Source organism: Mycobacterium sp. E136 (genome assembly GCF_001666865.1).
Classification (GTDB): Bacteria; Actinomycetota; Actinomycetes; order Mycobacteriales; family Mycobacteriaceae; genus Mycobacterium.
The window spans coordinates 1-23,791 of record NZ_LZJE01000264.1 but is presented as its reverse complement, the minus strand read 5'-3'; the positions used below and the strand labels follow the sequence as shown (position 1 = coordinate 23,791).

General features: G+C 67.5%; 24 protein-coding genes and 1 pseudogene. 16 read left to right on the top strand and 9 right to left on the bottom strand.

What is annotated here, in order from left to right:
• Both A5698_RS17665 and A5698_RS17660 read right to left on the bottom strand, forming a co-directional pair.
• Positions 1-158: histidine phosphatase family protein (locus A5698_RS17665; RefSeq protein WP_197506817.1), on the bottom strand; the 158-nt coding region annotated here is incomplete at its 3' end.
• Positions 155-985: an undecaprenyl-diphosphate phosphatase gene (locus tag A5698_RS17660; RefSeq protein WP_068299569.1), complete on the bottom strand. Its 831-nt coding sequence runs from the start codon at positions 983-985 to the stop codon at positions 155-157. The genes A5698_RS17660 and A5698_RS17665, both read right to left, overlap by 4 nt.
• A gap of 129 nt (positions 986-1,114) precedes the next feature.
• On the opposite strand from A5698_RS17660, the pseudogene A5698_RS17655 reads away from it, so the two are divergent.
• The 7 genes and pseudogenes from A5698_RS17655 to A5698_RS17625 all read left to right on the top strand — a co-directional run bounded on the left by A5698_RS17655 (position 1,115) and on the right by A5698_RS17625 (position 7,777).
• Positions 1,115-1,830, top strand: a pseudogene (locus tag A5698_RS17655) (histidine phosphatase family protein).
• A gap of 64 nt (positions 1,831-1,894) precedes the next feature.
• On the top strand, positions 1,895-2,482 hold the full coding sequence (locus A5698_RS17650) for a DUF3090 domain-containing protein (RefSeq protein WP_067085215.1): 588 nt from the start codon (positions 1,895-1,897) through the stop codon (positions 2,480-2,482).
• Positions 2,466-3,302 carry an SCO1664 family protein gene (locus A5698_RS17645; RefSeq protein WP_068299567.1) on the top strand — a complete coding sequence of 279 codons (837 nt, stop codon included), beginning with the start codon at positions 2,466-2,468 and terminating at the stop codon, positions 3,300-3,302. The genes A5698_RS17650 and A5698_RS17645 overlap by 17 nt, the downstream gene beginning before the upstream one ends.
• A gap of 48 nt (positions 3,303-3,350) precedes the next feature.
• Entirely contained in the window at positions 3,351-4,130 is a 780-nt protein-coding gene (locus A5698_RS17640) for a 3'(2'),5'-bisphosphate nucleotidase CysQ (protein ID WP_068299560.1), read from the top strand.
• A gap of 58 nt (positions 4,131-4,188) precedes the next feature.
• On the top strand, positions 4,189-5,427 hold the full coding sequence (gene mshC, locus A5698_RS17635; RefSeq protein ID WP_068299558.1) for a cysteine--1-D-myo-inosityl 2-amino-2-deoxy-alpha-D-glucopyranoside ligase: 1,239 nt from the start codon (positions 4,189-4,191) through the stop codon (positions 5,425-5,427).
• A 41-nt stretch (positions 5,428-5,468) separates the two neighbouring features.
• Positions 5,469-6,347: an SDR family oxidoreductase gene (locus A5698_RS17630; protein ID WP_068299555.1), complete on the top strand. Its 879-nt coding sequence runs from the start codon at positions 5,469-5,471 to the stop codon at positions 6,345-6,347.
• A complete protein-coding gene (locus tag A5698_RS17625; protein WP_068299553.1) occupies positions 6,344-7,777 on the top strand; it encodes a DUF1254 domain-containing protein in 1,434 nt (477 codons plus the stop codon). Before A5698_RS17630 ends, A5698_RS17625 begins: the two co-directional genes overlap by 4 nt.
• On the opposite strand, the gene A5698_RS17620 is transcribed toward A5698_RS17625, so the two are convergent.
• Together A5698_RS17620 and A5698_RS28670 are read right to left on the bottom strand one after the other, a co-directional pair.
• The gene (locus tag A5698_RS17620; protein ID WP_067085225.1) at positions 7,778-8,668 is read right to left on the bottom strand and encodes a PAC2 family protein; all 891 of its coding nucleotides are present in this window, start codon (positions 8,666-8,668) and stop codon (positions 7,778-7,780) included.
• A 235-nt stretch (positions 8,669-8,903) separates the two neighbouring features.
• The gene (locus tag A5698_RS28670; RefSeq protein ID WP_156670797.1) at positions 8,904-9,044 is read right to left on the bottom strand and encodes a hypothetical protein; all 141 of its coding nucleotides are present in this window, start codon (positions 9,042-9,044) and stop codon (positions 8,904-8,906) included.
• A 135-nt stretch (positions 9,045-9,179) separates the two neighbouring features.
• Here A5698_RS28670 and metH point away from each other — a divergent pair, with 135 nt between their 5' ends.
• The 8 genes from metH to A5698_RS17580 all read left to right on the top strand — a co-directional run bounded on the left by metH (position 9,180) and on the right by A5698_RS17580 (position 19,769).
• Positions 9,180-12,929 (top strand): methionine synthase, encoded by a 3,750-nt coding sequence (gene metH, locus A5698_RS17615; protein ID WP_068299548.1) that lies wholly within the window; start codon positions 9,180-9,182, stop codon positions 12,927-12,929.
• Positions 12,930-12,934: 5 nt separating this feature from the next.
• Positions 12,935-13,618, top strand: coding sequence for an HAD family hydrolase (locus A5698_RS17610; RefSeq protein WP_068299545.1), 684 nt, complete (start codon positions 12,935-12,937; stop codon positions 13,616-13,618).
• A gap of 57 nt (positions 13,619-13,675) precedes the next feature.
• Positions 13,676-15,133 carry a sugar porter family MFS transporter gene (locus A5698_RS17605; protein ID WP_068299542.1) on the top strand — a complete coding sequence of 486 codons (1,458 nt, stop codon included), beginning with the start codon at positions 13,676-13,678 and terminating at the stop codon, positions 15,131-15,133.
• A complete protein-coding gene (locus A5698_RS17600; protein ID WP_068299538.1) occupies positions 15,130-16,665 on the top strand; it encodes an FAD-binding protein in 1,536 nt (511 codons plus the stop codon). The genes A5698_RS17605 and A5698_RS17600 overlap by 4 nt, the downstream gene beginning before the upstream one ends.
• A gap of 39 nt (positions 16,666-16,704) precedes the next feature.
• Complete coding sequence (locus A5698_RS17595; protein ID WP_067085432.1) at positions 16,705-16,986, top strand: phosphoribosyl-ATP diphosphatase; 282 nt, start codon at positions 16,705-16,707, stop codon at positions 16,984-16,986.
• Complete coding sequence (hisG, locus tag A5698_RS17590; protein WP_068299535.1) at positions 16,987-17,838, top strand: ATP phosphoribosyltransferase; 852 nt, start codon at positions 16,987-16,989, stop codon at positions 17,836-17,838.
• A gap of 67 nt (positions 17,839-17,905) precedes the next feature.
• A complete protein-coding gene (locus A5698_RS17585; RefSeq protein WP_068299531.1) occupies positions 17,906-18,388 on the top strand; it encodes a DUF4126 family protein in 483 nt (160 codons plus the stop codon).
• A gap of 10 nt (positions 18,389-18,398) precedes the next feature.
• Positions 18,399-19,769 (top strand): FAD-containing oxidoreductase, encoded by a 1,371-nt coding sequence (locus A5698_RS17580; RefSeq protein WP_068299528.1) that lies wholly within the window; start codon positions 18,399-18,401, stop codon positions 19,767-19,769.
• Here the strand turns inward: A5698_RS17580 and A5698_RS17575 are convergent.
• The 4 genes from A5698_RS17575 to A5698_RS17560 are packed head-to-tail and all read right to left on the bottom strand — an operon-like array spanning position 19,735 to position 21,513.
• Positions 19,735-20,367, bottom strand: coding sequence for a flavodoxin family protein (locus A5698_RS17575; protein ID WP_068299525.1), 633 nt, complete (start codon positions 20,365-20,367; stop codon positions 19,735-19,737). The two genes, A5698_RS17580 and A5698_RS17575, sit on opposite strands and share 35 nt — an antisense overlap.
• A 1-nt stretch (position 20,368) precedes the next feature.
• Complete coding sequence (locus A5698_RS17570; protein ID WP_067085244.1) at positions 20,369-20,869, bottom strand: SRPBCC family protein; 501 nt, start codon at positions 20,867-20,869, stop codon at positions 20,369-20,371.
• On the bottom strand, positions 20,862-21,182 hold the full coding sequence (locus tag A5698_RS17565; protein WP_067085246.1) for an ArsR/SmtB family transcription factor: 321 nt from the start codon (positions 21,180-21,182) through the stop codon (positions 20,862-20,864). Before A5698_RS17565 ends, A5698_RS17570 begins: the two co-directional genes overlap by 8 nt.
• Before the next feature lie 46 nt (positions 21,183-21,228).
• Positions 21,229-21,513, bottom strand: coding sequence for a YiaA/YiaB family inner membrane protein (locus A5698_RS17560; RefSeq protein WP_067085248.1), 285 nt, complete (start codon positions 21,511-21,513; stop codon positions 21,229-21,231).
• A 157-nt stretch (positions 21,514-21,670) separates the two neighbouring features.
• On the opposite strand from A5698_RS17560, the gene A5698_RS17555 reads away from it, so the two are divergent.
• The gene (locus A5698_RS17555; protein ID WP_068299520.1) at positions 21,671-23,152 is read left to right on the top strand and encodes an HNH endonuclease signature motif containing protein; all 1,482 of its coding nucleotides are present in this window, start codon (positions 21,671-21,673) and stop codon (positions 23,150-23,152) included.
• A gap of 10 nt (positions 23,153-23,162) precedes the next feature.
• On the opposite strand, the gene A5698_RS17550 is transcribed toward A5698_RS17555, so the two are convergent.
• Positions 23,163-23,645, bottom strand: coding sequence for a DinB family protein (locus A5698_RS17550; protein WP_084792499.1), 483 nt, complete (start codon positions 23,643-23,645; stop codon positions 23,163-23,165).
• Between the last annotated feature and the right edge of the window lie 146 nt (positions 23,646-23,791).

Sequence of the window (23,791 nt, the reverse complement as noted above, 5' to 3'; positions counted from 1 at the left end):
CGCACGATGGCGCGAATCGGCAGCGATCCGATGCGGGTCGCCACGGCCTGCGCCTGTTCGCGCCCCTTGTCGTCGAGGTCGACGCCCTCGGACCGGCCCGCGAGCGTGTGCGCGGTGTTGGAGGTCGAGCGCCCGTGGCGCAACAGGATCACCGTCATGTCGCCGCCACCACACCCGTCCCCAACAAGATCAAGACCACGATGCCCACCATGACGCGATATCCGACGAACCAGTACATGCTGTGCCTGACCAGGAACCGCAGGAACCACGCCACCGCGGCGAAGCCGACCACGAACGCGATGACGGTGGCCACGAGCAGTTGCGGGCCGCTGGCGCTCATTCCCTCACCCACCGGGTGGAAGGCGTCGGGCAGCGAGAACAAGCCGGAGGCGAACACCGCGGGGATGGCCAGCAGGAAACCGAACCGGGCGGCCACCTCACGGTTGAGGCCACAGAAGAGCCCGGCGCTGATCGTCGCTCCGGAGCGGGACACACCGGGTAGCAGCGCCAGGCACTGGGCGAAGCCGACGATGATGCTGTCCTTGAACGTCAGCTTCTCGACCGTGCGCGCCTGGCGGCCGAAGTACTCCGCGGCGGCGATGACGGCCGAGAACACGATCAGCGCGATCGCAATGGCCCACAGATTGCGCGCCCCGGTGCGGATCTGGTCTTTGAACAGCAACCCGAGCACGCCGATCGGGATGGTGCCGACGATCACGTACCAGCCCAGCCAGTAGTCGGCGTTGCGGCGCGCGGTGACGAACAATCCGTTGAACCAGGCCTTGACGATGCGCCCGATGTCCTTGGCGAAGTACAGCAGGACCGCGAACTCGGTGCCGAGCTGTGTGACGGCGGTGAAGGATGCGCCCGCGTCGTCGGCGAAGAAGACCCGCGAGGTGATCGCCAGATGTCCTGAGGACGAGACGGGCAGGAACTCGGTGAGGCCCTGCACGATTGCGAGGACGACAACCTGCACCCACGACATTGCCGGCACGTCCGTCACGACGACGACCGTACCGTGGGCAGGTGTTAGCGGCCGGTCCGCGCCACGGGCTCGGCGGCGGCGACCAGATCACGCACCGCCGCGCCCACGCTGCGCCGGTCGGTGAGGTCGATGTCGGTCAGCTTGCGGCCGGACACCGCGACCACGTCCTCCTCGTGCGGGACCGGGCCGGTCAACCGCGGGCGGTAGATCTCGACGACAAGGGGCGCGAACAGGCGCAGGCCGTGGCGACCCGCATCGGATCGCTGCCGATTCGCGCCATCGTGCGTTCGCCGCTTCTGCGCTGCGAGCGGACCGTGGAACCGCTGGCCGCGGCGCTGGGCCTGACCCCGATCGTCGACGAACGGATCTCGGAGGTCGACTACGGCGCGTGGACGGGCCGCAAGATCGCCGATCTGGTCAAAGAACCGCTGTGGTCGGTGGTGCAGCAGCAGCCGAGCGCCGCGGTGTTCCCCGACGGCGAAGGCCTCGCCCACGTGCAGTCCCGTGCGGTGGCGGCGGTGCGCGAGCACGACCGTCGACTCGCCGAGGAACACGAGGGCGACGTGCTCTGGGTCGCCTGCACGCATGGCGATGTCATCAAGGCCATCGTCGCCGATGCGCTCGGAACCCACCTCGACAGCTTCCAGCGGATCACCGCCGACCCGGCGTCGATGAGCGTGATCCGTTACACGTCGGTCCGCCCGTTCGTGATCCACGTCAACCACACGGGCGACCAACTGACGTCCGGCCTGGTGCCGAAACCGCCCAAGAGCGACGATCAGGCCGACTCCGGTGACGGCGAGGTGCCGCCGGAGGACGCCGTCGTCGGCGGATCGACCGGCTAGTCGCAAGCACGGCTGACAAGCCCGAACCGGTATTTTGGAAGGTGCCCGGTATTTTGGAAGTGCTATGCCCCGCGCAATCCACGTCTTCCGCACACCCGACCGCTTCGTGGCCGGGACCGTCGGTCAGCCCGGCAACCGCACCTTCTACCTCCAAGCCGTACACGACAAGCGCGTCGTCTCGGTGATTCTGGAGAAGCAACAGGTCGCCGTTCTCGCCGAACGGATTGCCGCGCTGCTGCTCGAGATCAATCGCCGGTTCGGCACGCCGATCCCACCCGACACCGGTGAGGTCGAAGACCTCAGCCCGCTGATCACTCCCGTCGACGCGGAATTCCGGGTCGGCACGATGGGGCTCGGCTGGGACTCCGAGGCGCAGACGGTGGTCGTCGAACTCCTCGCGGTGACGGAGACCGAATTCGACGCATCGGTGGTGCTCGACGATGCGGAGGAGGGCCCCGACGCGGTGCGCGTGTTCCTCACCCCGGAGTCCGCGCGCGAGTTCGCGACGCGCTCCAACCGGGTCATCTCGGCAGGCCGACCGCCCTGTCCTCTGTGTGACGAGCCGCTGGACCCGGAGGGCCACATCTGCGTGCGCACCAACGGCTATCGGCGCGGCGCCTTCGCCGAGTCCGACGATGACATCGACATCTGACGGCGGGTCCGACGACGCCGTCCGGGAAGAGGTGTTGCGCAGCGGCGAGCTGACCGTCATCGGACGCATCCGCTCGGCCAGCAACGCGACGTTCCTGTGTGAGGCGAATCTCGGCGAGCAGCAAGTGCATTGCGTCTACAAGCCGATCGCGGGTGAGGCGCCGCTGTGGGACTTCCCCGACGGCACGCTGGCCGGTCGTGAGCGCGGCGCGTACGTGGTGTCGGCCGCGTTGGGATGGAATATCGTGCCCTACACCATCATTCGCGAGGGACCCGCGGGCGAGGGCATGGTGCAGTTGTGGGTCGACCAGCCGGGCGACGAGGTCGACGACGAACGGCCCCCGGGTCCGGACCTGGTGGATTTGCTTCCGGCGGGGCGCATCCCGCCCGGCTTTCTGCCGATCCTGCAGGCCTACGACTACGCGGGCGACGAGGTCACCCTGGTGCACGCCGACGACGACCGGCTGCGCCGGATGGCGGTGTTCGACGTGCTGGTCAACAACGCCGACCGCAAGGGCGGCCACATCCTGTCCGGGGTGGACGGGCGCGTGTACGGCGTCGACCACGGGGTGACGCTGCACGTCGAGGACAAGCTGCGCACGGTGCTGTGGGGCTGGGCCGGTAAACCCGTCGACGACCAGACGCTCGAATCGGTGGCCGCACTGCGCGACCAGCTGCGAGACGGGCTCGCCGACGAGCTGTGCACGCTCATCACCGAGCGGGAGGTCGCCGCGCTGCTCGCCAGAACCGTTGCGCTGCTCTCCGATCCGGTGATGCCCCGCCCCGATCGTCGCCGCCCGATCCCGTGGCCGGCGTTCTGACGCCGAGCCTGTCGCGCCGGTGAGGGACACGTTGGTGATACTGACCTGATGAGCCTGACCGATGCGTCGCTGGCCGCCGAGGTGGCCGCCGAGGCGGGCGAGATGCTGCTGAAGGTTCGCGAGCAGGTGGGTTTCTACGACCCCTACGACCTCGGCGACACCGGGGACAAGCTCGCCAACAAGCTGATCCTCGACCGGCTCCGCGCGGCGAGGCCCGACGACCACGTGCTCTCCGAAGAGGCCGTCGACGACCTCTCGCGCGTGGACGCCGACCGGTGCTGGATCGTCGACCCGGTCGACGGCACCCACGAGTTCTCCATGCCACGACGCACGGACTGGGCCGTCCATATCGCGCTGTGGCTCCGCGACGGCGGCCCCAACGGGCGCATCACCGACGCCGCGGTCGCACTGCCCGCCCGCAACGAGGTCTACCGCACCGACACCGTCACCCCGCCGCCGCCGCGCACCGAGGGTCCGATTCTCATCACCGCGAGCGCGAACCGGCCGCCGCCGGTGCTGTGGTGGCTGCGCGACCGCATGGACATCCAACTGGTGCGGATCGGGTCGGCCGGCGCCAAGGCGATGGCCGTGGTGCGCGGCGACGTCGACGCCTACCTACACGCCGGCGGTCAGTGGGAGTGGGATTCCGCCGCACCCGCCGGCGTGGTTCAGGCGGCGGGCCTGCACGCCTCGCGCCTCGATGGTTCAGAGCTGATCTACAACCGGCGCGATCCCTACCTGCCCGACCTGCTGATGTGCCGGCCGGAGCTCAGCGAAGCGCTGCTGGAGGAGATCCTGGCCGCGTTCCAGAACCGCTGGCGTCACTGAATCGGGAATGAAATGGCCGCCCGCGATGTCGGTGGAGTCGATGCCTAAAGTCGAGACTATGAATTCGTGGCCGGCTCCCGTCGTCCCGGCGCTGCCGGGCCGCGGACCCCAGCTACGTCTCTACGACAGCGCCGACCGACAGGTCCGGCCCGTCGGCGCGGGTGAAACCGCCACAATGTACGTCTGCGGAATCACCCCCTACGACGCGACGCACCTCGGCCACGCCGCGACCTACCTGACGTTCGACCTCGTGCATCGCGTCTGGCTGGATGCGGGCCACCAGGTGCGCTACGTGCAGAACATCACCGACGTCGACGACCCGCTGTTCGAACGCGCGCAACGCGACGGCGTCGACTGGCGCGAACTCGCCGACCGCGAGACCGAGCTGTTCCGCGAGGACATGGCGGCGCTGCGGGTGCTGCCGCCGCACGACTACGTCGCCGCAACCGAGGCCATCGCCGAGGTCATCGAGATCGTCGAGAAGCTGCTGGCATCCGGCGCCGCCTACGTCGTCGAGGACGCCGAGTATCCCGACGTGTACTTCCGCGCCGACGCCACCACCCAGTTCGGCTACGAGTCCGGATACGACCGCGACACCATGCGCCGGCTGTTCGCCGAACGCGGCGGCGACCCCGACCGGCCCGGTAAAGGTGACGAACTCGACGCCCTGTTGTGGCGTGCGCAGCGGCCAGGGGAGCCGAGCTGGCCCTCGCCGTTCGGGCCGGGGAGGCCGGGGTGGCACGTGGAATGCGCCGCGATCGCGTTGAGCCGCATCGGCACCGACCTCGACATCCAGGGCGGCGGCAGCGACCTGATCTTCCCGCACCACGAATTCTCGGCCGCCCACGCCGAATCCGTCACCGGCGAGCGGAGATTCGCGCGTCACTACGTGCACGCCGGGATGATCGGCTGGGACGGCCACAAGATGAGCAAGAGCCGCGGCAACCTGGTACTGGTCTCGCGGCTGCGCGCCGAGGGTGTCGACCCCGCGGCGATCCGGCTCGGGCTGTTCGCCGGGCACTACCGCGAAGACCGGTACTGGAGCGACGACGTGCTCGCCGAGGCCGTCGAGCGTCTCGGCCGGTGGCGTACGGCGGTGGCGCTGCCCGCGGGGCCCGACGCGACCGACGTGGTGAACCGGGTTCGCCGGTACCTGGCCGACGATCTGGACACCCCGAAAGCACTTGCCGCGCTGGATGGTTGGGTCACCGACGCGCTGAGCTACGGCGGGCACGATCCGGAGGCCGGGCGCACGGTGGCCGCCGCCGTCGACGCGCTGCTGGGGGTTCGGCTGTAGAACATCGCCGCGCTCCCTTCGCGCGGGGTACGTTTTCGCCCATGGTTTCTGTGAACGGCAAAGTCGTCCTCATCACCGGCGGGGCGAACGGCATCGGCGAAGAGGTCGCCCGCCGCCTGCACGCCAAGGGCGCGAAGTTGGTGCTGACCGACCTGGACGGGCAACGTCTGGATGAGGTCGCCGCGCGGTTCGGCAACGAGGGTGTGGTCACCGCCGTCGCCGACGTGCGGGATCTGGCCGCGATGGAGTCCGCCGTCGCCAAGGGTGTCGAGCGGTTCGGCGGCATCGACATCGTGATGGCCAACGCGGGCATCGCGACGTACGGGTCGGTGCTGCAGGTCGACCCGGTGGCGTTCCGCACGTTGATCGACGTCAACGTCGTGGGTGTCTTCCATACCGTTCGTGCGGCGCTGCCGTCGGTGATCGAGCGCCGCGGTTATGTGCTGATCGTGTCCTCGGCGGCCGCCTATGCGGCCTCGGCCGGCATGGCGCCCTACGACGCGTCCAAGGCCGCGGTGGAGCACTTCGCCAACGCGTTACGCCTGGAGGTGGCACACCGCGGCGTCGACGTCGGGTCGGCGCACATGCTCTGGATCGACACCCCGCTGGTGCAGGAGAGCCGGTCGGACCTGCCGAGCGCCCGCGCGATGCTCGACGCCCTGCCGGGTCCGCTGGGCAAGACCACGTCGGTGCGCGAGTGCGGGGAGTTGTTCGTCAAGGGCATCGAGGAGCGCAAGCGGCAGATCAACTGCCCCCGCTTCGTCGGCCTCATGCGCTGGCTCAAGCCGCTGTTGTCGTCGCGGCTGGGGGAGCGCGCCTCGCTCAAGTCGGTGCCCGAACTGCTGCCGAAGATGGACGCCGAGGTGGCGGCGCTGGGCCGATCGATGAGCGCGCGCACCGAAGCGCTGGAAAAGCGTTGATCCGACGGATCGCGGCGCTGGTAACGGCCACACTGCTGGCCGCATGCGGCTCAACCGATTCGAAGGAGACCGCAACACCTGCGCCGCCGCCCCCCAGTGATGCGGCGGTGAGCCCCGAGCAGGCCAGAGCGATCGCCAGGGAGGCCTACATCTACGGCTTCCCGCTGGTAGACAGCTACCGGATCCGGTATGCGTACTTCGTCAACAAGCAGAGTCCGGAGTACAAGGGCGGCTTCAACGAAATCCACAACGAGGCAAGGCTTTACACGCCCGAGGACACGGCGGTGCAGACGCCGAACGCCGATACGCCGTACTCGATGCTGGGGCTGGATCTGCGCTCCGAGCCGCTGGTGCTGACGGTCCCGCCGGTCGAACAGGACCGGTACTACTCGCTGCAGTTCATCGACGGCTACACGTACAACGTCGCCTATGTCGGCAGCCGCACCACGGGCAACGGCGGCGGCAAGTACCTGGTGGCGGGCCCGAACTGGACGGGTGACAAGCCCGAGGGGATCGACGAGGTGATTCGCTTCGATACGGACCTCGCGTCGGTGATCTACCGCACGCAGTTGTTCGGCCCGTCGGATCTCGAGAACGTCAAGCGGATTCAGGCCGGCTATCAGGTGACTCCGCTGTCGGTGTATCTGAACCGGCCGGCGCCCGCGCCGGCCCCGCCGATCGACTTCGTGCCGCCATTGACTCTGGACCAGCAGCGGACGTCGCCGCAGTTCTTCGAGATCCTGGGCGTCACGCTGCGGACCGCCCCCACGCTGCCCGAGGAGCGAGAGCTCCGCGCGCGGTTCGCCAAGCTCGGAATTGGGCCCGAAGGGGACTTCGAGGCCGACAAGCTCTCGCCCGAGATGCGGGCCGCCGTCGAGGGCGGTATGGCCGACGCATGGGCCGAGCTGGACAAGCTGAAGAAGGACAAGATCGAGACGGGTGAGATCGGTTCGGCGCAGTTCTTCGGCACGGCCGCGGATCTGAAGGGCAACTACCTGTACCGGATGGCCGGCGCGGTGTTCGGGATCTTCGGCAACACCGCCGCCGAGGCGCTGTACCCCGGCATCGTCACCGATTCGACCGGTGCCCCGCTGACGGGCGCCAACAACTACGTCGTCAAACTCCCTTCGGGTCAGTTGCCGCCGGTCAATGCGTTCTGGTCACTGACGATGTACGAGATGCCGCAGAGTCTGCTCGTCGACAACCCGATTCAGCGGTATCTGATCAACTCGCCGATGCTGACCAGCCTGGTGCCCGACCCCGACGGCGGCTACACCGTCTACGTGCAGAACTCCTCGCCCGGCCCCGGCAAGGAGGCCAATTGGTTGCCCGCCCCGAAGGGGCCGTTCCAGATGATCATGCGGCTGTACTGGCCCAAGCCCGACGCGCTCAACGGCACTTGGAAGCCGCCGCAAGCCGTCAAGGCATAGCTATCCCCGGAAGCCGGGGCCGCGGCGGCGCAGGTAGCGCTCGAACTCGGCGGCCAGCGCGTCGCCGTCGATCTTGCCGAGCGCCTCGGTCATGTCGACCTCGGCGTCGCCGCGTTCCTCGAGCGACTGCACGTACTCGGCGATCTCGTCGTCTTCGGCGGTCATCTCCGACACCGCCTGCTCCCACTCCTCGGCGGCGGTCGGCAGGTCGGCCAGGGGCACCTCGATGTCGAGCACGTCCTCGACGCGCCGCAGCAGCGCCACCGTCGCCTTCGGATTCGGCGGCTGGGAGACGTAGTGGGGGACCGCGGCCCAGAACGTCACCGCGGGGATGCCCGCCTGCACACACGCGTCCTGGAACACGCCGGCAATGCCGGTCGGGCCCTCGTATCGCGTCTCCTCCAGCCCGAAGACCTTCGCGGAGTCCGACGAGTAGGCCGCACCCGACACCGGAACCGGCCGCGTATGCGGCGTGTCGGCCAGCAGGGCGCCCAGGATGACGACGGTCTGCACGTTGAGCTTGTCGGCGATGGCCAACAGTTCCGAGCAGAAGGTTCGCCAGCGCATGTTGGGCTCGACACCGTGCATCAGCACGATGTCTCGGTCCGATCCGGGCGGGCGGCAGTGCGAAATCCGCATCGACGGCCACACCAGTTCCCGCGTGACCCCGTCGACCTGCCTGATCACGGGCCGGTTCACCTGGTAGTCGTAGTAGGCCTCGTCGTCGATCTCGACGATGGTCTCGGCCTCCCAGATGGCGTCGAGGTGCTCCACCGCATCACTGGCCGCATCACCTGCGTCGTTCCAGCCTTCGAAGGCCGCGACGACGATGGTGTCGGTCAGTTCGGGCAGGTCGGGCGGTTTGAAACCGCTCGCATCCGACAAGGTCACGCAGCCAGCGTAAGCCCTTCGAGGCGGGTAGGAGCGCCATCGCCACACGAGCTGATTTGATCCGCCGACTACCCTGGATCCGTGGCTGACGTAGACGCTCTCGTGCGCGACACCGCTTTGCTCGACGCCTTTACGGCGCGGGTCATGGTCGGTGCCGGCGCGATGCGTACCCGGCCTGCGGCAGCCGGTTGCGTCGTCGACGCCGTCGAGTCGCCGAATGACGCATGTTCCGGCGTCACCGGGGCGAAATACGTTCGGCTGCAAGTTGGTTGACCAGGGTGTCGACGACTTTGCCGACAGGATCCGCCAGCGCTGACTCAATGTCGCGTTTCGCCGGGCGGGTCAGGCCGATCGCCGCGACGATATGGGCGTCCACACGTCGATCGGATGACAACGTAGACTTTCCTGGTCGAGAGGCGTTGCAACGGTTACCCGAGGAACTCGGTTCCCACTCGGTGGCCGCCACGCTCGGCAGAAAGCAAGGACGCCTTCCTAACCGGAAGGAGCGCACATGAACGCCGTTGAGCCGAACACCTTCGCGCAGAACCTTCGCCCAGACTGCACCGACGAACTGACGGCGGCACTGCGGCAGCGCATCCTGGTGATCGACGGCGCGATGGGCACGGCGATCCAGCGCGACCGGCCCGACGAGGCCGGGTACCGCGGCGAGCGCTTCAAGGACTGGCCGAGCGACGTCCAGGGCAACAACGACCTGCTCAACCTCACCCAGCCGCAGATCATCGAGGCGATCCACCGTGAGTACCTCGACGCAGGCGCCGACATCATCGAGACCAACACGTTCAACGCGAACGCGATCTCGCTCTCCGATTACGGCATGGAGGAGTTCGCCTACGAGCTGAATCACGCGGGCGCAGCCCTGGCCCGTGCGGCCTGCGATGAGGTCGGCAGCGCCGACAAGCCGCGCTACGTCGCCGGCGCGCTCGGGCCGACGACACGGACCGCGTCGATCTCGCCGGACGTCAACAACCCCGGCGCGCGCAACGTCACCTACGACCAGCTGGTAGCGGCGTACCTCGAGGCCGCGAACGGCCTGGTCGACGGCGGCGCCGACATCATCCTGGTGGAGACGATCTTCGACACGCTGAACGCCAAGGCCGCGGTGTTCGCGATCGAGACGCTGTTCGAGGAGCGCGGACGCCGCTGGCCGGTGATCATCTCGGGCACCATCACCGACGCGTCGGGACGGACACTGTCCGGCCAGGTCACCGAGGCGTTCTGGAACTCGATCCGGCACGCCCGGCCGCTGGCGGTCGGCCTGAACTGCGCGTTGGGCGCACCCGAGATGAGGCCGTACATCGCCGAGATCTCGCGCATCGCCGACACGTTCGTCTCCTGCTACCCGAACGCCGGCCTGCCCAACGCGTTCGCCGAGTACGACGAAACCCCCGACAGCCAGGCCGGGTACGTCGCCGACTTCGCCGACGCGGGCTTCGTCAACATGGTCGGTGGGTGCTGCGGTACGACGCCGGCGCACATCGCCAAGATCGCCAAGGCCGTCGAGGGCAAGGCGCCGCGCCAGGTGCCGGACATCCCGGTCGCCACCCGGCTGGCGGGCCTGGAGCCGCTGAACATCGACGACAACTCCCTGTTCGTGAACATCGGTGAGCGCACCAACATCACCGGCTCGGCCCGGTTCCGCAACCTGATCAAGGCCGAGGACTACGACACCGCGCTGTCGGTGGCCCTGCAGCAGGTCGAGGTCGGTGCTCAGGTCATCGACATCAACATGGACGAGGGCATGATCGACGGCGTCGCCGCGATGGACCGGTTCACCCGGCTGATCGCGGCCGAACCCGACATCAGCCGCGTGCCGGTGATGATCGACTCCTCCAAGTGGGAGGTCATCGAGGCGGGCCTGAAGAACGTCCAGGGCAAGCCGATCGTCAACTCGATCTCCCTGAAGGAGGGCGAGGAGAAGTTCGTCCGCGAGGCGCGGCTGTGCCGCAAGTACGGCGCCGCCGTCGTCGTGATGGCATTCGACGAGCAGGGCCAGGCCGACAACCTGGAGCGCCGCAAGCAGATCTGCGGGCGCGCCTACCGGATCCTGACCGAGGAGGTCGGCTTCCCGGCCGAGGACATCATCTTCGACCCGAACTGCTTCGCGCTGGCCACCGGCATCGAAGAGCACGCGACCTACGGCATCGACTTCATCGAGGCCTGCGCCTGGATCAAGGAGAACCTCCCCGGGGTGCACCTCTCCGGCGGCATCTCGAACGTGTCGTTCTCGTTCCGCGGCAACAACCCTGTGCGCGAGGCGATCCACGCGGTGTTCTTGTTCCACGCCATCAAGGCCGGCCTGGACATGGGCATCGTCAACGCGGGCGCCCTGGTGCCCTACGACTCGATCGATCCGGAATTGCGGGATCGGATCGAGGACGTCGTGCTGAACCGCCGTGAGGACGCGGCCGAACGTCTGCTCGAGATCGCCGAGCGGTTCAACACCACGGAAAAGGGTGAGGACCCCGCGGAGGCCGAGTGGCGCAGCCTGCCGGTGCGTGAGCGGATCACGCACGCCCTGGTGAAGGGCATCGACGCGCACGTCGACGACGACACCGAGGAATTGCGAGCCGAGATCGCCGCCGCGGGTGGGCGTCCGATCGAGGTGATCGAGGGACCGCTGATGGACGGCATGAACGTCGTCGGCGACCTGTTCGGCTCGGGCAAGATGTTCCTACCCCAGGTCGTGAAGTCGGCGCGCGTGATGAAGAAGGCCGTCGCCTACCTGCTGCCCTACATCGAGGCGGAGAAGGTGGAGGCCGGGACAACCGGCTCCAAGGACACCAACGGCACGATCGTGATGGCGACCGTCAAGGGCGACGTCCACGACATCGGCAAGAACATCGTCGGAGTCGTGTTGCAGTGCAACAACTTCGAAGTGATCGACCTCGGTGTGATGGTGCCGGCCCAGAAGATCCTGGACGCGGCCAAGGAGCACGACGCCGACATCATCGGGCTGTCCGGCCTGATCACCCCTTCGCTGGACGAGATGGTCAACTTCGCCGCCGAGATGGAACGCGAAGGGCTCGAGATCCCGCTGCTGATCGGCGGCGCGACCACGTCGCGTGCGCACACCGCGGTCAAGGTGGCGCCGCGCCGCAGCGGTCCGGTGGTCTGGGTCAAGGACGCGTCGCGTTCGGTGCCGGTCGCGGCCGCGCTGCTCGACGACAAGCAGCGCCCGGCGCTGCTGGAGGCGACCGAGAAGGACTACGCATCGCTGCGGGAACGGCACGCCCAGAAGAACGAGCGGCCCACGGTGACGCTCGAGAAGGCCCGCGCGAACCGCACCCCGATCGACTGGGACGGATACACGCCGCCCGTGCCCGCCCAGGGTCTCGGCGTGCGGGAGTTCCTCGATTACGACCTTGCGGAGTTGCGCGAATTCATCGACTGGCAGCCGTTTTTCAATGCCTGGGAGATGAAGGGCCGCTTCCCGGACATCCTCAACAACCCGGCATCGGGTGAGGCCGCGCGCAAGCTGTTCGACGACGCCCAGGAGATGCTCGACACCGTCATCAAGGAGAAGTGGCTGACGGCCAACGGGGTGATCGGCTTCTACCCGGCCAACGCGGTCGGCGACGACGTCGAGGTCTACACCGACGACACGCGTAGCGAGGTGCTCACGACGTTGCACAACCTGCGTCAGCAGGGCGAGCACCGCGAGGGCATCCCGAACCGGTCCCTCGGCGATTTCATCGCGCCCAAGGACACGGGGTTGGCGGACTACATCGGCACATTCGCCGTCACAGCGGGGCTCGGCAGCGCCGAGAGGATCGCCGAGTTCAAGGCGGCACACGACGACTACAGCGCAATCCTGCTGGAGTCACTCGCCGACCGGCTTGCCGAGGCATTCGCCGAGCGGCTGCATCAGCGGGTCCGCACGGAGTTCTGGGGCTACCAGCCGGACGAGCAACTCGACAACGACGCGCTCATCGAAGAGAAGTACGTCGGAATCCGTCCCGCCCCCGGCTATCCGGCGTGCCCGGAGCACACCGAGAAGGTGACGATCTGGGAGCTGATGGATGTCAAGGAGCGCACCGGTATCGAGCTGACCGAGTCGATGGCGATGTGGCCCGGCGCCGCCGTCAGCGGCCTGTACTTCTCGCATCCGCAGTCGCAGTACTTCGTGGTCGGCCGGCTGGCGCAGGATCAGGTCGCCGACTACGCAAAGCGCAAGGGCTGGACGTTGAAGGAAGCCGAGCGCTGGCTGTCCTCCAACCTCGGCTACAACCCCGAGGATTGAGCACAATGAGAGCCGTTCTGTTCGATATGGACGGCACCCTTGTCGATTCCGAAAAGCTCTGGGACATCTCGCTTGCGGCGCTGTACACCGAACTGGGCGGTGAGCTGACTCCGCAGGTGCGCGAAACGATGGTGGGCGGTTCGGCCGAGGACACCATCGCCACCGTGTACACCGACCTCGGCCTCGATCCGGATCCGCGCGCCATGGCCGAATCGAGCCGGTGGCTGCACAATTACACCGCCGAGTTGTTCGACGAGGGCCTGCCGTGGTGCGTCGGGGCGCAGGAGTTGCTGAATGAGCTTGCCGCGCAGCAAGTCCCGATGGCTCTGGTGACCAACACCCTGCGTGCATTGACCGATCGCGCCTTGAACAGCATTGGCGCACACTACTTCTCGGTGACGGTGTGCGGTGACGAGGTGGCCCGCGGCAAGCCAGCGCCCGACGTCTACGAGCGCGCGGCAGCGCTACTGGGCCTCGATCCGGGTGCGTGCCTGGCCATCGAGGATTCGGTCACCGGCACGGCCGCCGCCGAGGGCGCCGGATGCCCGGTGCTGGTGGTACCCAACGACGTAGCGGTGCCCACCGGCCCGCGGCGGCGACAGATTTTCTCGCTCGCCGGATTGCGCGCCGCGGACTTGCGGCGCGTCCATTCCGAACTGATGACGACCCCCGGGGAACGCACCGCCTGACCACCGGTCTGTGATTGAATGTGACGTCCATCACGGCACGTTGGGGAAAGGTCTCACATGACGCACGGACCCGTCGGTGATCCTTCGACAGGTGTGGACTACGAGGAATCCGAGCACAGCGGCCGCGTCGTCCTCATCGCGTCCGTCGCGGCATTGGGTGGCCTGCTGTTCGGTTACGACAGCGCGGTCATCAATGGTGCGGTGTCCGCCGTCGAGGACCACTTCCAGACCACCAAGGCGGTGACCGGTGCCGCCGTCGCGGCGGCGCTGATCGGTGCGGCGCTGGGTGCGGTCGTCGCGGGCCGACTCGCCGACAAGATCGGCCGGCTGTCGGTGATGAAGATCGCCGCGCTGCTGTTCCTCATCAGCGCCTTCGGCACCGGCCTGGCGGCGAACGTGTGGATGTTCGGGCTGTTCCGCGTGGTCGGTGGTCTCGGCGTGGGCGTGGCATCGGTCATCGCACCGGCCTACATCGCCGAGACCTCGCCGCCGCGGATCCGCGGGCGGTTGGGGTCGCTACAACAGCTCGCGATCGTCACCGGCATCTTCGTGTCGCTGGCCGTCGACGCCCTGCTGGCCCACATCGCGGGCGGGTCGCGCGAGGAACTGTGGTTGGGGTTGCCGGCCTGGCGCTGGATGTTCCTCGTGATGGCGGTGCCCGCGGTCCTGTACGGCGGGCTGGCGTTCACGATCCCCGAGTCGCCCCGTTATCTCGTTGCCACATACCGGATTCCGGAAGCCCGACGAGTGCTGACAAAGTTGCTGGGGGAGAAGAACCTCGAGCTCACGATCTCGCGCATCAAGGAATCGGTGAAATCGGAGAAGCCCCCGTCGTGGCGCGACCTCCGCAAACCCACCGGTGGGCTATACGGCATCGTCTGGGTGGGTGTGTTGCTGTCGGTGTTCCAGCAATTCGTCGGCATCAACGTGATCTTCTACTACTCGAACGTGCTGTGGGAGGCCGTCGGATTCGGCGAGGGGCAGGCGTTCGTCATCACCGTGATCACTTCGGTGACCAACATCGTCACCACGCTGATCGCGATCGCGCTGATCGACAAGGTCGGGCGCAAGCCGTTGCTGTTGGTCGGGTCGACGGGTATGGCGGTCACCCTCGGCACGATGGCGATCATCTTCGGCACGGCGCCCGTGGTCGACGGTCAGCCCGACCTGAGCGGCGTCGCCGGTCCGATCGCGCTGGTGGCCGCGAATCTGTTCGTCGTCTCGTTCGGTATGTCGTGGGGACCGGTCGTCTGGGTGCTGCTCGGCGAGATGTTCCCCAACCGGATCCGCGGTGCCGCGCTCGGACTGGCCGCCGCGGCGCAGTGGCTGGCGAACTGTGCGATCACGGCGTCGTTCCCGGCCCTCGGTGACTTCTCGCTCGGTGTTGCTTACGGCTTCTACGCGCTCTGCGCGGCGCTGTCCTTCTTCTTCGTCTGGAAGTTCGTCGCCGAGACCAAGGGCAAACACCTCGAGGACATGGGCAACGAGAGCACGCAACAGGAGGAGAGCGTCTGACCGGCATCGACGAGTCGGTCGACGTTCTGGTCGCCGGCTCCGCTGGGGCGCTGGCCGGGGCCTATACCGCTGCGCGCGAGGGACTTTCGGTTGCCATCGTGGAGGCGACCGACAGGTTCGGCGGCACGTTCGCCTACTCCGGCGGCGGCGGCATGTGGTATCCGTGCAATCCCGTGCTGCAAAGGGCCGGATGCGACGACAGCATCGAGGACGCGCTGCGCTACTACCGCGAGGTCGTCGGCGACCGCACACCAGCGTCGCTTCAAGAGACTTACGTCCGCGGCGGCGCGGAGCTGATCGAATACCTCGAACGCGACGAGCACTTCGCGTTCAAAATCCTGCCGTGGCCGGACTACTACAGTTCGGTCGCCGGGACCCGCACCGACGGCATGCGCCACATCGTCTCCAAGGCGGTGCCCGACGAACGCCTCGGCCGGTTCGCGGGCCTGGTTCGTGGGCCGCTCGACCACGAGCGTCTCGGGGCGCCGCAGCCCGATCTGCTCACCGGCGGCCGTGCGCTGGTCGGACGGTTCCTGTGGGCGATGGCCGACAACCCCGCCGTGACCGCCCACCTGGCCACCAGCCTGGTCGAACTGGTCGTCGACGGTGGTCGCGTCGTCGGCGCGGTGGTGGAGCGCGACGGTGTGCGCCGCACGATCGGGGCACGGCGTGGTGTGCTGCTCGCCACCGGCGGCTTCGAACAGAACGCCGGGATGCGGGCCGAATTCGGCGTCCCCGGGTATGCCCGAGACACCATGGGCGCCCCGGCCAACATCGGGTTGGCGCATCGGGCGGCGATCGCCGTGGGGGCCGATACCGACCTGATGGATCAGGCGTGGTGGTCGCCGGGGTTGATCCATCCCGACGGCCGCGCCGCGTTCGCGCTGTGCTTCACCGGCGGAATCTTCGTCGACCGGTCGGGTCGGCGGTTCGTCAACGAGTCGACGGCCTACGACCGCCTGGGCCGAGCGATCCTGCGCGCCATGCGGGACGGGACGGTCGCCTCGCCGTACTGGATGGTCTACGACAGCCGGGCGGGTGAGCAGCCGCCCGTGATGGCCACCAACGTGTCGTTTTCGCCGACGGAGCAGTACGTGTCGAAGGGCCTGTGGGTGCAGGCCGACACGCTGGCGGCGCTCGCCGAGCAGATCGGCGTACTGGCAACGCATTTGGAGGAAACGGTCCGCCGCTTCAACGAGTTCGCGGCACGCGGCGTCGACGACGACTTCGGCCGTGGCGGCGAATCGTTCGACCGGGCCTTCACCGGTGGCGCGTCGCCGCTGGTGCCGATCGACACCCCGCCCTACCGTGCGGCGGCGTTCGGCGTCTCCGACCTCGGCACCAAGGGCGGGCTGCGCACCGACACCGACGCCCGCGTCCTCGATACCTCCGGACGGCCGATTCCCGGTCTGTACGCGGCGGGCAACACGATGGCGGCCGTCTCCGGGGAGACCTACCCGGGAGGGGGCAATCCGATCGGGGTGTCGCTGTTGTTCAGCCACCGCGCTGCGCTGCACATGGCACGCAGATGAGGGTGGCGGGCAAACCGGCGTGACCCGGCGGGTGTGACCGTGAAACAATCGCGTGCCGTGAAGACCTTCGATGCCCTGTTCGCTGAGCTCAGCGAACGCGCCCGCACCCGCCCCGCCGGTAGCGGAACCGTCGCCGCGCTGGACGGAGGCGTGCACGGCATCGGTAAGAAGATCCTCGAAGAGGCCGGTGAGGTGTGGCTCGCGGCCGAACACGAAAGCGATGAGTCGCTCGCCGAGGAGATCAGCCAGCTCCTGTACTGGACCCAGGTGCTGATGCTCTCTCGCGGCCTCACCCTCGACGACGTCTACAGGAAGCTCTGAATGCCCGCCCTTCGGGTCGCCGTCCCCAACAAAGGCACCCTTTCCGAGCCCGCGAGCGAGATCCTCTCCGAGGCCGGATACCGGCGGCGCACCGACACCAAGGACCTCACGGTCGTCGACCCCGCCAACAATGTCGAGTTCTTCTTCCTGCGGCCCAAAGACATTGCGATCTACGTCGGTTCGGGGCAGCTCGATTTCGGAATCACCGGACGCGACCTGGCGGCCGAATCGGATGCGCCGGTGCACGAGCGGCTGGCACTCGGCTTCGGGTCGTCCACCTTCCGGTACGCCGCTCCAGCCGGACGTGATTGGCGGGTCAAGGATCTCGCGGGCAAACGGATCGCCACCGCATTCCCCAATCTGGTTCGTAAGGACCTGGCGGCGCACGGCATCGAGGCGACGGTGATCCGGCTCGACGGCGCGGTGGAGATCTCGGTCCAACTCGGCGTGGCCGACGCGATCGCCGACGTGGTCGGCTCCGGCCGCACGCTCGGACTGCACAATCTCGTGGCGTTCGGCGAGTCCCTCTGTGACTCTGAGGCGATCCTGATCGAGCGCGAAGGTGCACCGGACAGCCCGACGGGCGCCCAGTTGGTCGCGCGTGTGCAAGGCGTGGTGTTCGGGCAGCAGTACCTGATGCTCGACTACGACTGCCCCCGTAGCGTGCTCGAGAGCGCGACCGCGGTGACGCCCGGCTTGGAATCCCCGACCATCGCCCCGCTGGCCGACCCGGCGTGGGTGGCCGTGCGCGCGCTGGTGCCGCGCCGCGACGTGAACGCGATCATGGATGAACTCGCCGCCATCGGTGCGAAGGCGATCCTGGCGTCCGACATCCGATTCTGCCGCTTCTGATTCGACGCGAAACGGTCCGGCCTGCGTGTTAGCGTCCGGAGGTCGATAACACCGGCCGGAGGTCGCTATGACGCACGTCCTGATTCTGGTTCTCGCTCTTCTGATCGGCGTCATCGCCGGTCTGCGCGCGCTCACGGCACCCGCGGTGGTCTCCTGGGGCGCGCTGCTGGGGTGGATCGATCTCGACGGGAAATGGTCGGAGTGGATGGCACATCCGATCACGGTCACGGTGCTGACCATCTTCCTGCTGGTCGAGTTGGTCACCGATCAGCTGCCGAGCACACCGAGCCGCAAGTCGGCGCCGCAGTTCATCACGCGGCTCATCATGGGCGCCTTCGCGGGAGCGGTGATCGGCAGCGCGTACTTCCACACCTTCAGCGCTCTCGGCGCCGGCATGATCGGCGCGGTGCTCGGCACGATGGCCGGTGCCGCGGCACGCCAGCGTTTCGCCGACCTGCGCAGCGGTCAGGACCGTCCCGGCGCCATCCTCGAGGACATCGTCGCGGTGGGCGGCGGCTTCCTGATCGCGCTCCTGGTCAGCCTGGTCTGAACGGCACGCTGTGACAGAACGATTCGACGCGATCATCGTCGGTGCCGGGCAGGCCGGCCCACCGCTGGCGGGGCGGCTCACCGAGGCGGGACAGACGGTCGCGGTCATCGAACGCAAGCTCGTCGGCGGAACGTGCGTCAACTACGGGTGTATCCCGACCAAGACCCTGGTCGCCAGCGCGCACGCCGCTCATCTCGCCCGCCGCGGCGCCGAATACGGGGTCAGCACAGGCGATGTCAGCGTCGACATGGCGAAGGTCAAGGCGCGCAAGGACAAGATCGTGCACGGCGACCGCGAGGGCGTCGAGTCCTGGCTCGAGGGCATGGACGGATGCACGTTCATCCGCGGCCACGCGCGGTTCTCCGACCCGCACACGATCCGCGTCGACGACCGTGTGCTGCACGGCGACAAGATCTTCCTCAACGTGGGTGGTCGAGCGGTGGCGCCCGACATGCCGGGGCTGTCGGACATCGACTATCTCACCAACGTCGGCATCCTCGAACTGGACACCGTCCCCGAACATCTCGTCATCATCGGCGGCAGTTACATCGCGCTGGAGTTCGCGCAGATGTACCGGCGATTTGGGGCGGCCGTCACCGTGATCGAGAAGGGGCCGCGGCTGACCTCACGCGAGGATGAGGACGTCTCGGCCGCGGTCAAAGACATTCTCGAAGCCGAGGGCATCGATGTCGTCGTGAACGCCGACGCGATCCGATTCGTCAGGTCTGACAACGGTTTCGAGGTTGTCCCGAGCGAAGGTGCGGCGCCGATTGCGGGCACTCATCTGCTCGTCGCGGTCGGCCGAGCCCCGAACACCGACGATCTGGGACTCGAGAACGCCGGCGTCGAGACCGACGGGCGCGGTTTCATCGTCGTCGACGACCAGTTGCGCACCAGTGTCGAGCACATCTGGGCGATGGGGGACTGCAACGGCAAGGGTGCGTTCACGCACACGTCGTACAACGACTTCGAGATCGTCGCGGCGAACCTGCTCGATGACGACCCGCGCCGCGTCAGCGACCGCATCACCACCTACGCGCTCTACATCGACCCGCCGCTGGGCCGCGCCGGGCTGACGGAAGACCAGGTGCGCAAGTCGGGCCGAAAGGCGTTGGTCGGCAAGCGCCCGATGACACGCGTCGGGCGTGCGGTGGAGAAGGGGGAGACGCAGGGCTTCATGAAGGTCGTCGTCGACGCGGAGACCGAGCAGATCCTCGGCGCGGCGATCCTCGGGGTCGGCGGCGACGAGGTGATCCACTCGATCCTCGACATCATGACCGCCAAGAAGCCCTACACCGCGATCTCCCGCACGATGCACATCCATCCGACGGTCAGCGAGTTGGTGCCTACGATGCTGCAGGAGATGACACCGCTGCAGTGACCGACCGGCCCACGATGAATTGACGTGTCACCAAGGCGAATCGGTGGCCGAGGTGGCGGTGGGTGGCGACGTCGGCGGGGTGGACCTGCTCAGGGTCGGCGTCGACGTCGGTCTGTGCGCCGGCGCCGAGGAAGAAGCCCAGCCGGTTGAGGTCGTTCTCGCTTGCGTTCGAATGATTCCAGCCCGGGGGTAGCCCGAGGCTGACCCAGTGCATGTGATGCTGCGCGGCGAACACCGCCAGCGAGACAAGGGTGTTCAGCTTGTCGCCGCTTTTACCGCCGGAGTTGGTGAACCCGGCGGCCACCTTGTCGCGCCATGCGCCGGTGACACAGCGCCGTCCGGTCTTCTCGGTGAAAGCCTGGAACGCTGCGGACACGTTGCCCATGTAGGTGGCGGTGCCGAAGATGATGCCGTCGGCCGAGTCCAGGACGTCCCAGTCGGCGTCGGTGATGCGGTCGACGGCGATCGGCGTGACGGCCGCACCCGCATCGCGTGCCCCCGCGACGACAGCTTCGGCCAGCGTGGCGGTGTGTCCGAACCCGGAGTGGTAGGCGACGGCCACTGCGGGAGCGGCGATATCAGATCCGTTGTGTACCATCTCAATTCGCTCCTGTCTGTGCGTTGTTGATCTCCGCGCGCCTGGCCAGCCAGTCCGGTAGCGGTTCGTGCTGCAGATAAGCCTGCAGGCGATCGAGATAGGCGTGGGTGCCGCCGAGGAAGCCGCCGGCGTTGCGCACACCGAGCCCGCGGTGAGTGAACCGCAACAGCGTGCCGCTGCCGTCGGGCGTCAGCTCATAGCGGACCGTGCTGTCCTCCACGATCGGTTGGTGCCATTCGTGTTCGAGGACGTGTGGGGGATCCCAGACGAGGATGCGCCCGGTGACGCGCATCCGATCAGGCGGCAACGGTGGGCCGGTGGGCACCATTTCGATCGTGCCGCCCTCGCGCGGCTCGATCGTCGTCGTGCCGAGCCATTCTCGGCGTTCCTCGGGGTCGGCGATGGCCGACCACACCGCCTCGATCGGGAAGGGCAGCCGGCGCTCGAAGGTCAGGACGGCGCGGTCGCCGTCGATGGTCAGTCGGCCGTTGCGGTCACTCATCGGAACTCCCGTGTTTGGCTTCCAGGTGACGCTCGAGGGCGTCGAGGTGGTCGGTCCAGATGCGTCGGTAGCGCGCGATCCAGTCGTCGATCGCCATGAGCCCGTCGGCGCGTAACGCGTAGATGCGGCGCTGCGCGTCGGGGCGAACCTCGACCAGGCCGACCTCGCGAAGGACCCGCAGATGGCGAGACACCGTCGGCTGGGTCAGTTCCGGCAAGCTGGCGACCAGTTCGCCCGCGGTGCGTTCACCGTCGACGAGCTGGTCGAGCAGCGCGCGGCGGCTCGGCTCGGCGACCGCTTCGAAGACGTCCATACGGTTAGTATTGCACTGCGTCTATATAGACACAAGCACATATATCTCAGGTCGCGGTGAACGGATTGTGTTCGGCGATGAGCTTCTCGATCCGCGCCTCGTCGAGCCGAACCCGAATGGTGGCGGCTTCCTGTTGGTCGCGGATCACCTTGGCCAGGGTGAACGAACTGGTGACCAGGAAGAGCGCGGTCATGGCGAGAAACAGTCGTTGCCACGGGTCAAGCGGCAGAAAGAGAATGCCGCCGAGCATGCCGAGCAGGCTCACGCCGAAGGCGATGGCGGCTTGGAGGAAGTAGGCGGCGGTGGTCCGCGCGGTGGTCGGTGTGTCCATGTCGCAAGCGTGCAGTCACGGTTCGCTTGGGGGGTAGGTAGAACTACGCGATTCGCCGTCTGTCGTCGGCTTCGGCAGTTGTCCCCAACGTCGAGTTCATCCACAGATTGGGTGGACGCGCTGTTGGCCGGGACGCTCGGCTGGCAGGATCGAAACTATGTTCGACAGCGTCGAGGACGCCGCCTTGGTGGCCGAGATCGAGGGCGCCGGGCGCGCAGAGGCGTCGGCGGCGGCGCACAAGCTGGCGCTGATCGCCGAGCTGGTGCGCCGCCGCGAGGATGCCGCTGTCGAGGATCAACAGCACTGGGTCTGTGATCCGTGGGCGGCTGCGGCGTGCGAGGTGGCGGCGGCGTTGCATGTGGGGCAACGGGCGGCGTCCAAGCAAATGCGCATCGCAGTGCAGTTGCGGGACAGGTTGCCTTTGGTGGCAGCTTTGTTCGCCGAAGGGGCGGTGAGCGCGTCGGTGGTGGCGACGCTGACGTGGCGCACTCATCTGATCGAAGACGAGCAGACACTGGCGATCGTCGATGCTCAGTTGGCTTCCAACGTCGCGGAATTCGGAGCGATGACAGCGACCCAGCTGGAGAGGACGGTCGACAAGGTCGTCGACAGTGTCGACCCGGCGGCGGTCCGGCGGACGCGGACAGCGGTGCGTGGACGCGACGTGCGGTTCGGTCATCCCGATGACGAGACGGGGACAACAACGGTGTTCGCACGGTTGGCCAACGCCGATGCCGTGGCGCTCAAGAATCGGGTAACGGTGATATCGGACGGGGTCTGCTCCGACGACCCACGCACGCCGGGACAGCGACGCTCGGACGCGCTGGGCGTGATCGGGCACAATGGAGAGCGCCTGGCGTGCCGGTGCGGCGGCGCGAAATGTCCGGCTGCAGCCGTGGATTGGCGCGCCGCGAACACGACGATCTATGTGATCGCCGAACCGGAAGCGGCGGCAGGCGCGGTGGACAAGTATCTCGATGGCGACGAGGAGTCGAATCCGCTGCCGCTTTCCGAACCCGATCCGAAACCCGAGCCGGGTCGCGGGGGCGCGGTGGTCGTCGGCGGGGGAGTGCTGCCGGCACCGATGGTCGCGCAATTGATCGCCGACGGGGCGAAGGTCACGAAACTGCCTACGCCAGAGGGAAACCCTCCAAAGACGTACCGGCCACCGGCGGTGGTGGAGCGGTTCGTCCGCATGCGGGATATGACCTGTCGGTTCCCAGGATGCGATCGCCCCGCCGAATTCTGCGATGTCGACCACACAATACCGTGGCCGGCGGGTGCAACCCATCCGTCAAATATCAAGTGTCTGTGTCGTATTCACCATTTGCTCAAGACGTTCTGGCGGGGTTGGTCGGATCAGCAGCTGCCCAATGGCGCTGTCGTGTGGACAAGTCCGTCAGGGCGCACCTACACCACGTTCCCGGCGAGCAGGACGCTCTTCCCGCTGTGGGACATCGCGACCGCCGCGCTGTCGCCACCCGCTACGTCGTCGCCACCCAGCGCGGACAAATCGGGGAAGATGCCGCGGCGCCGACGCACTCGCGCGGCCGAGCAAGCGCGCCACATCGCCGCCGAACGGGCACTCAACGAGGCTGAACTCGCCGAACGCGACCGGCGACCGCCGCCGAGGGGGTGACGGCAGACCGTCAGACGCCGGTGCGGCCGTCGATACGTTCCCGGATCAAATCGGCGTGGCCGCAGTGACGTGCGTACTCCGTGATCATGTGCGCGAAGATCCAACGCAAGCTCACTTCGTTGCCCATGAACGCACTGGTGTCGTCGAGCGAGCGCGCCGCGCAATTGGCACGCGCATGGCGAATCTCGTTCTGCCACAGCCTGATAGCCTCGCGATATGAGGAATTCGGGAACAGTTCGAAACCGCCATCGTGGCCCCGGGGGTGCGGCGTCGCGCCGAAGATCGGCGGCGCATCCTCTCCGGCCAGCACCCGGCGAAACCAGTTTCGTTCGACCTCGGCGGCATGCTGCACCAGGCCCAACAGTGTCATCTCCGATGGCTCCACCGACGCGGTGTGCAATTGCACCTCATCGAGGCCATCGCACTTGGCGGCAAGGGTCACGCGGTAGAAGTCCAGCCAACCCTCCAACGTCGTGCGCTCATCCGCATTCATTGGCGGCATCGCCCGGTCCATAGTCATCACACCCATGGTGCCCTTTGACGGGTTGATCGCACGCACCCGGTGGCTGTTGCGAAATGCCGGTCGCGGTGCTTGGTCTTGACTGTTGGGCACGAAACGATGAGGTATGGCTCGTTCGT

What these genes read in the sequence shown, in the direction of transcription:
- A5698_RS17650 (WP_067085215.1), top strand. Translation starts at nt 1,895, where the DNA reads ATGCCCCGCGCAATCCACGTCTTCCGCACACCCGACCGCTTCGTGGCC.
- hisG (WP_068299535.1), top strand. Translation starts at nt 16,987, where the DNA reads ATGCCCGCCCTTCGGGTCGCCGTCCCCAACAAAGGCACCCTTTCCGAG.
- A5698_RS17585 (WP_068299531.1), top strand. Translation starts at nt 17,906, where the DNA reads ATGACGCACGTCCTGATTCTGGTTCTCGCTCTTCTGATCGGCGTCATC.
- A5698_RS17605 (WP_068299542.1), top strand. Translation starts at nt 13,676, where the DNA reads ATGACGCACGGACCCGTCGGTGATCCTTCGACAGGTGTGGACTACGAG.
- A5698_RS17610 (WP_068299545.1), top strand. Translation starts at nt 12,935, where the DNA reads ATGAGAGCCGTTCTGTTCGATATGGACGGCACCCTTGTCGATTCCGAA.
- A5698_RS17555 (WP_068299520.1), top strand. Translation starts at nt 21,671, where the DNA reads ATGTTCGACAGCGTCGAGGACGCCGCCTTGGTGGCCGAGATCGAGGGC.
- A5698_RS17660 (WP_068299569.1), bottom strand. Translation starts at nt 985, where the DNA reads ATGTCGTGGGTGCAGGTTGTCGTCCTCGCAATCGTGCAGGGCCTCACC.
- A5698_RS17570 (WP_067085244.1), bottom strand. Translation starts at nt 20,869, where the DNA reads ATGAGTGACCGCAACGGCCGACTGACCATCGACGGCGACCGCGCCGTC.
- metH (WP_068299548.1), top strand. Translation starts at nt 9,180, where the DNA reads ATGAACGCCGTTGAGCCGAACACCTTCGCGCAGAACCTTCGCCCAGAC.
- A5698_RS17550 (WP_084792499.1), bottom strand. Translation starts at nt 23,645, where the DNA reads ATGAATGCGGATGAGCGCACGACGTTGGAGGGTTGGCTGGACTTCTAC.
- A5698_RS17560 (WP_067085248.1), bottom strand. Translation starts at nt 21,513, where the DNA reads ATGGACACACCGACCACCGCGCGGACCACCGCCGCCTACTTCCTCCAA.
- A5698_RS17630 (WP_068299555.1), top strand. Translation starts at nt 5,469, where the DNA reads ATGGTTTCTGTGAACGGCAAAGTCGTCCTCATCACCGGCGGGGCGAAC.
- mshC (WP_068299558.1), top strand. Translation starts at nt 4,189, where the DNA reads ATGAATTCGTGGCCGGCTCCCGTCGTCCCGGCGCTGCCGGGCCGCGGA.
- A5698_RS17565 (WP_067085246.1), bottom strand. Translation starts at nt 21,182, where the DNA reads ATGGACGTCTTCGAAGCGGTCGCCGAGCCGAGCCGCCGCGCGCTGCTC.
- A5698_RS17575 (WP_068299525.1), bottom strand. Translation starts at nt 20,367, where the DNA reads ATGGTACACAACGGATCTGATATCGCCGCTCCCGCAGTGGCCGTCGCC.
- A5698_RS17645 (WP_068299567.1), top strand. Translation starts at nt 2,466, where the DNA reads ATGACATCGACATCTGACGGCGGGTCCGACGACGCCGTCCGGGAAGAG.
- A5698_RS17640 (WP_068299560.1), top strand. Translation starts at nt 3,351, where the DNA reads ATGAGCCTGACCGATGCGTCGCTGGCCGCCGAGGTGGCCGCCGAGGCG.